The organism is Protofrankia sp. CiT1 (genome assembly GCF_917627335.1).
Lineage (GTDB): Bacteria > Actinomycetota > Actinomycetes > Frankiales > Frankiaceae > Protofrankia.
Genome location: NZ_CAKJTP010000130.1, coordinates 1 through 4160, shown reverse-complemented (window position 1 = coordinate 4160; position 4160 = coordinate 1). Strand labels below are relative to the sequence as shown.

The following is a 4160-nucleotide window of genomic DNA, read 5'->3' as shown; positions in this document are numbered from 1 at the left end:
TGGCGCTGGGAATACCGCTGGCGCTGGGAATACCGCTGGCGCTGAGAATACCGCTGGCGTGCCGGGTCCATTCCGAACCGGCCGGGGCGTCCGCCGGCCGTGAGTACACCGTGATCGGGCGCCGCCCCGCGTCCGGCGGTCCGACGGCCAGCTGTAGCTGGACCGCACCGCGTTCAGGCAGTATCAACGGCGACTGCGCTATCAGTTCGTCGAGGTTTTCGTAGCCGGCCTCGTCGCCGGCGCGGAGCGCGAGTTCCACGAACGCCGTACCGGGAACCAGCACCGAACCCATCACGGCATGGTCGGCCAGCCATGGGTGGGTCCGTAGCGACAGCCGTCCGGTGAACAGGAGTCCGTCGGCGTCGGCCAGTCCCACCGTGGCGCCCAGCAGCGGGTGCCCCGCGGGCCCGAGCCCCAGCGTGGCGGGGTTGCCGTTCGACGTTACCGGGTCAAGCCAGTACCGCTGCTCCTGGAAGGCGTAGGTGGGCAGGTCGATGCGCCGGGGGCGCCGGCCGCTGAACACGGCGTCCCAGTTGATCGGGGCTCCGTGGATGTGGGCCTGGCCGAGCGCGGTCACCAGCGCGGCGGGTTCGCGGCGGTCCCGGCGGAGTGTGGGTGTGAGTGCCGCTGTCACGCGATCATGTCGGTCGGCGAGCGTTTCCTGGGCAAGAGCGGTGAGGACGCCGTCGGGGCCGAGCTCGAGGTAGGTGGTGACCCCGGCGGTGTCCAGGCTGGCGATCGCGTCGGCGAAGCGGACCGCGTGGCGGACGTGGCGCACCCAGTACTCGGCGCTACCGAGTTCGTCGGCGGTGGCGAGCCGGCCGGTCAGGTTCGAGATGACCGGTATCTGGGGCTCGGCGTAGGCGAGCGTTCCGGTGATCTGGCGGAACTCGTCGAGCATGCCGTCGATATGGGGGGAGTGGAAGGCGTGGCTGACCGCAAGCCGTCTGGTCTTGCGGCCCTGGGCCGCGAACTCGGCGCCGATGCGCAGGGCCGGGATCTCGTCGCCGGAGATGACAACGGAGCTCGGCCCGTTGACGGCGGCGATACCGACGCTGTCGTCGTGCGCCGTGAGTGCGGTGAGCACTTCGTCTTCCGTCGCCTGGATGGCGATCATCGCACCGCCGGGCGGGAGAGACTGCATGAGCCGGCCCCTGGCCGCGACGACTCGTGCCGCGTCGGCGAGGGACCAGACACCGGCGACGTGGGCGGCGGTGAGTTCGCCGATCGAGTGCCCGGCGAGATAGTCAGGCCGGACGTGCCAGGATTCGAGCAGCCGGAACAGCGCGGTTTCGACGGCGAACAGCGCGGCCTGGGTGAACACGGTCTGGTGGAGGAGACCGGTGTCGCCGTCTGTGCCGGTGTCGCCGTCGGCGAAAAGGACGTCGCGGACGGTGTGGGTGACCTGCCCCGTCAGCTGCTCGTCCAGCTCATGCGTGACAGCGTCGAAGGCGTTCGCGAACACCGGATAGGCCTCGTACAGCTCCCGGCCCATGCCGAGCCGCTGGCTGCCCTGGCCGGTGAACAGGAACGCCAGTTTCCCCGCCGTCGGCGCGGGGCCGGCGGCCGCGTTCGGTGCCGCCTCGCCGCGGGCGAGCGCGCCCAGGCCGGCCAGGAAGCCGTCCCGGTCGTCGGCGACGACGACGGCGCGGTGCTCAAGCGCGGCCCTGGTGGTGGCCAGCGAATACGCGACATCGACCGGGGCGAGGTCGCCATCGGCTTCCACGAACGACGCCAGACGTGCCGCCTGCGCCCGCAGCGCTTGCGGTGACCTGGCGGACAGCACCCAGGGAAGCGGTCCGGCAACGGCGTTCCCGGTCTCGTCAGCCACCGCCTTCGCGGTCTCGTCCGCGGCGCTTCCTCCGGCGGCCGGAGCTTGCTCGATGATCACATGTGCGTTGGTGCCGCTCACGCCGAAGGAGGACACGCCAGCGCGCCGTGGCCGGCCGGTCTCCGGCCATGGCCGGGCCTCGGTGAGTAGCCGCACCCCACCGGCGGACCAGTCGACGAACGGTGACGGCTCGTCGACATGCAGAGTTTTCGCCAGCACACCGTGCCGGATGGCCTGCACTGTTTTGATCACACCCGCGACACCGGCAGCGGCCTGCGCATGGCCGATGTTCGATTTGAACGACCCGAGCCACAGGGGCCGGTCGTCGGGCCGGTTCTGACCGTAGGTGGCCAGCAGAGCCTGCGCCTCGATCGGGTCGCCCAGGGTGGTGCCGGTGCCGTGGGCTTCGACGGTGTCGATGTCGGCGGGGGAGAGACGAGCGTTCGTGAGTGCCGTACGGATCACCCGTTGCTGGGACGGGCCGTTCGGCGAGGTCAGGCCGTTGGACGCGCCGTCGGAGTTCACCGCCGAGCCCCGGACCACGGCCAGCACCTGATGCCCGAGGCGCTCGGCGTCGCTGAGGCGTTCCAGCAACAGCAGCCCGACGCCTTCGGCCCAGCCGGTACCGTCCGCCGCGGCGGCGAACGCCTTGCATCTCCCGTCCGGTGCCAGGCCACGCTGCCGGGCGAACTCGATGAACCCGAGTGGGGAGGTCATGACCGTGGCGCCGCCGGCCAGCGCCAGGTCGGATTCGCCCGAGTGTAGTGACTGCGCCGCGAGATGCAGGGCCACCAGTGACGAGGAGCAGGCCGTGTCCAGCGTCATCGTCGGGCCCTCCAGCCCGAGGGTGTAGGAGATCCGACCCGAGGCGACGCTGCTCAGGATGCCGGTGAGCACGTAGCCTTCCAGCTCGTCGGGTACCTGATGAAATCCCGCGGCATAGTCGCGGCCGGCTATTCCGGTGAAGACACCCGTCTTGCTTCCCCGTAGTGAGGCCGGGTCGATGCCCGCCCGTTCGAGCACCTCCCACGCCGTCCGCAACAACAGCCGTTGCTGCGGGTCGATCGCGAGTGCCTCGCGCGGTGAGATTCCGAAGAAATCCGCGTCGAACTCCGCCGCGTCGGGCAGGAAGCCGCCGTGGCGTGTATAGGTCCGGCCCAGCCGGTCCGGGTCCGGATCGAACAGCTCCTCGACGTCCCAGCCACGGTCGGTCGGGAACTCCGAAACGGCGTCGCCGCCGGTCTCCACCAGGCGCCACAGATCCTCCGGAGAATCCACCCCGCCCGGATAGTGGCAGCTCATCCCGACAATCGCGATCGGCTCCCACTGGCTCAACTCGACTTCGCGGAGGCGTTTCTGAGCCTGCCGGGAATCGGCGAGCGCACGCTTCAGATACTCGCGAAGCTTCTCTTCATTCGCCATTCTGGAACAGCTCCCTCATGAATTTGCTTCGTCATCTCGGCGACCTTTGACGATCAATAAGTGGCGCTGTCGTCCATGAGCGCGAAGAGTTCGTCGTCGGTCGCCGAATCGAGGTCGATTCCGCCGTCACCGGAGGAGGCGCTCCCGTTGCCTTCCCATCGATCGATCAGCGCACGCAGCCGGGAGATGGCCTCGCCGCGGTCCGCCTCGTCGGTGCTCCCGGCCGCCAGCGACGCCTCCAGCTGATCAAGGGCGGCCAGCGGCGAGGGAACTGATGCCGCAGCGTCCAGGGTCAGTTGTGATCGCAGGTACCCGGCGATCGCGGTGGGCGTCGGGTAGTCGAAAACAAGGGTGGCGGGTAGTTGCAACCCTGAGGTCTCGCTCAGCCGGTTCCGGAGGTCGACCGCGGTCAGCGAGGTCAGCCCGAGCTCCCGGAACGCCCGGTCCGGGCCGATCTCGGTCGCGCCGTCATGGCCCAGGACCGCGGCGGTCTCCGCGCGGACGGCCGCGAGCAGGACCTCGTCGCGTTCGGCCGCTGTCAGGCTCGCCAGTAGCTGGAGCAGCGGCGCTCCGGACACCGGCGATGGTTCGTCCCCGGCCGGTGTCCCGTCCGCGCCCAGCACCGCGCGGGCGGACCTCTCGCCGGCAAAGGAGCGCGCGATGTCGAGCCAGTACCGCCGATGCTGGAAGGCATAGGTGGGTAGTTCCACCCGGCGGGGGCTGCGGCCACTGAACACCGCTGCCCAGTTGACCGAAGCCCCGCGTGCGTGCACCTCACCGAGGGAAATGAGGAACCGTTCGAGTCCGCCCTCGTCGCGGCGCAGTGACCCGGTGACCACCGCCGTGGGCTTCCCGGCGGTGTCGAGGATCTCCTGGATGCTGAAGTTGAGCAGCGGGTGCGGGCTGA

At 69.9% G+C, this 4160-nt stretch carries 2 protein-coding genes; both read right to left on the bottom strand.

From position 1 onward, the window contains the following. Nucleotides 1–3253 (bottom strand): type I polyketide synthase (locus MJ785_RS17035; protein ID WP_239381751.1); only part of this gene is annotated, 3253 nt, incomplete at its 3' end. 53 nt (nucleotides 3254–3306) lie between these two features. Next, the coding region (locus MJ785_RS17030; protein ID WP_239381749.1) for an acyl carrier protein at nucleotides 3307–4160 on the bottom strand (854 nt) is incomplete at its 5' end.